4 protein-coding genes are annotated in these 2,808 nt (G+C 65.9%); all 4 read left to right on the top strand.

The features are described 5' to 3' along the window. Window positions 1-897 (top strand): quinoprotein relay system zinc metallohydrolase 2 (locus tag AC1DRP_RS36015; RefSeq protein ID WP_476771080.1); only part of this gene is annotated, 897 nt, incomplete at its 5' end. Window positions 898-930: 33 nt separating this feature from the next. Continuing rightward, window positions 931-1,749, top strand: coding sequence for a quinoprotein dehydrogenase-associated SoxYZ-like carrier (locus AC1DRP_RS36020; protein WP_441493147.1), 819 nt, complete (start codon window positions 931-933; stop codon window positions 1,747-1,749). Between the two features lie 77 nt (window positions 1,750-1,826). Further along, entirely contained in the window at window positions 1,827-2,570 is a 744-nt protein-coding gene (locus AC1DRP_RS36025) for a pentapeptide repeat-containing protein (RefSeq protein ID WP_441508412.1), read from the top strand. A gap of 31 nt (window positions 2,571-2,601) precedes the next feature. Further along, window positions 2,602-2,808 (top strand): DUF1194 domain-containing protein (locus AC1DRP_RS36030; protein WP_476771081.1); only part of this gene is annotated, 207 nt, incomplete at its 3' end.

Raw genomic sequence — 2,808 nt, forward strand, 5'->3', positions numbered from 1 at the left:
CCCGTTTCCCCGGCGGCGGCCCAGACAACCCCGGCAGCCCTGCCCTTGAGCGTCACCGAGATCGCGCCTGGCGTTTTCGTGCATCAGGGCGCTTATGCGCTCTTTGCGCCGTCAAATCGGGGCGACATCGCCAACCTGTCCTTCGTGATCGGTCGCGATGCCGTCGCCGTGATCGACACCGGCGGCAGCCTGGCCATCGGGCAGGCGCTGCGCGCCGCGATCCGGACGGTGACCGACAAGCCCATTCGCTACGTGATCAACACGCATATGCATCCCGACCATCTGTTCGGGAACGCCGCCTTTGCCGATGACCGGCCGGAATTCATCGCCCATCACAAACTGGCGCGTGCCTTGGCCGCGCGGGCCAAGCGCTACCTTGCCCTCAACGCGCAACTGCTCGGTCCGGACGCCTTTGCCGGCACCCGCCTGATCGCGCCGACGCGTGCCGTCGAGGACCAGTCGGTCATCGATCTCGGCGAACGCGAGCTCATCCTCGAAGCGCAACCGACGGCGCATACCGACAACGACCTGACCGTTCGGGATACGGCCTCGGGAACACTCTTTCTCGGCGACCTGCTCTTCATGCGGCATGTCCCGGCCCTCGACGGATCGATCCGCGGCTGGCTGGCGCTGATCAGCCGCCTCGAACAGGTCGCGGCAAAGCGTGTCGTGCCCGGCCATGGGCCACCGGCGGCGGCCTGGCCCGAGGCMGTGCAACCGCAGAAGCAGTACCTGCAAAGAATTTCCGCGGATGTGCGGCGCATGATAAAAGAGKGACGATCGATTGCCGAGGCCGCCGCGACCGCCGGGCTCTCCGAGAAGGAGAGCTGGCTCCTGTTCGACGAGTTCAACGCCCGCAATGTCACGGCCGCGTTTGCCGAGCTTGAATGGGAGTGATCGCAGCGCCGCCAGCCTGAACCGGAGGATGCCATGACTGAGCTCATCGCACGCCGCAGCGTCCTTTATCTTGTCGGCGCCATGGTCACGGGCCTGCCGGTTACGCTGGCGCGGGCCGAGGACGATCCCTGGCCCGGCCTCCACCAGGACGTGTTCCAGAACCGGCCGATCAGCGAGGAGGACGGGCTGGTGACGCTGGAAGCGCCCGTGCGCGCCGAAGACGCGGCCCTGGTTCCGCTGACCGTGAAAATCGACCGCGACAAGGCATCGGCCCCGCTCACACTGACCTTGCTGATCGACAAGAACCCGGCGCCGGTTGCCGCCACCTTCTTCTTTGGCGAGGGCTCGGGCGAGATCATGCTGTCGACGCGCGTACGGATCGACGCCTATTCGAATGTGCGCGCCGTGGTCGAAACCAGCACCGGGGCGCTGCACATGACCACCAAATATGTGAAGGCATCCGGCGGCTGCTCGGCGCCGGCACCGAAGGATGCCGAGCTCGCCGAGGCCGAACTCGGCAAGATGCAGCTGCGGCAATTCGAGGCAAGCCTCCCGGCCTCGACCTCCCGCGAGGCGCAATTGATGATCCGGCACCCGAATTATTCCGGGATGCAGATGAACCAGCTGACCGGCTACTACATCCCGGCGAAATTCATCACGGATGTCGAGGTAAAGCGCGGCGATGCGCTCGTCTTCCGCATGGAGGGCGGCATCTCGCTAAGCGCGGACCCCAATATCCGCTTCACCTTCCGGTCGACAGGTCCTGATGATGTGCTCACCGCGGTCGCGAAGGATACGGACGGCCGCGTGCTGCACGGCAGCTGGCCGGTCAAGAGCGGAAAGGAAAGCTGATCACGCAGCCCTATAACCCAGCCAGACGCGCCCGCAGGACAGCCGCGCTTGTCGCGCTCTGCCTGTTCTGCACGCCCATGCCGGCGGTCGCCGAAGCCAAGCTGACCGTTCGCGAGGTTACGCAGCGATTGTTCCAGCTCGCGCCCGGCGCGCGTGCCGATCTCGGCGGACAGGATTTGCGCGGMCTCGATCTGAGCGGCCTCGATTTCCGGCGGGCGCGGCTCGCCGGCAGCGATCTCTTTGGCGCCGATCTGGTTCGTGCCGATCTTTCTGGAACCGATCTGCACGGTGCCCGGCTCGACCGGGCGGTGATCATCGGCACCGATTTCAGCGGCGCCGACCTCTCCGACGCGACCCTGCTGCTGCCCAGCGCCGTTTCGAGCCTGTCCTATGATGCAAGCGAAGCGCCTCGCTTCCGGAACGCCAATCTTGCACGCGCCGTCATTGTCGCCCACCTGAGCGGCGCCGATATGCGCGGAGCCGACCTGACCGCAGCCGTCTTCAACTATGCGGATATGCGGGGAACGCTGATGACCACGCTACGCACCGAGCTCTTCGGCTGCGACCTGACAGGCGCGATCCTGCGCCATACCGACCTGACAGGCATCGTGCTGCGCTTTGCCAAATTGCGGCATGCCGATCTGACCGGGGCGATGCTGGTCAATGTCGATCTGTCCAAGGCCGACCTCACCGCCGCGGATCTGAGCGAAGCCGATCTGACCGGCGTCGATTTCGACGGTGCGATCCTGACCGGGGTGAAGGGCCTGGAGAGCGCCCGGGGCCTCGCCCTGGCGCATAATCTCGACAAGGCGGTAAGGTAGCTCAGTCGAACGCGTTGCGGAGCACATGCCGGTGCTGTTGCTCGATCGATCTGTTCGCCCTTTGCTTATCGCCCTCGCGGCCGCGCTGGTGATGCAGCCCGGCGCCCGGGACGGCAGCGCTGAATCGCGGGGAAGCGTCGATACCGCCCTCATCCTGGCAATCGACGTGTCGAATTCCGTCGATGCGCGGCGCTATCGGCTGCAGATCGACGGCATCGCGGACGCGCTCGATGCCCCC

Source organism: Allobosea sp. 01N443, assembly GCF_056399325.1.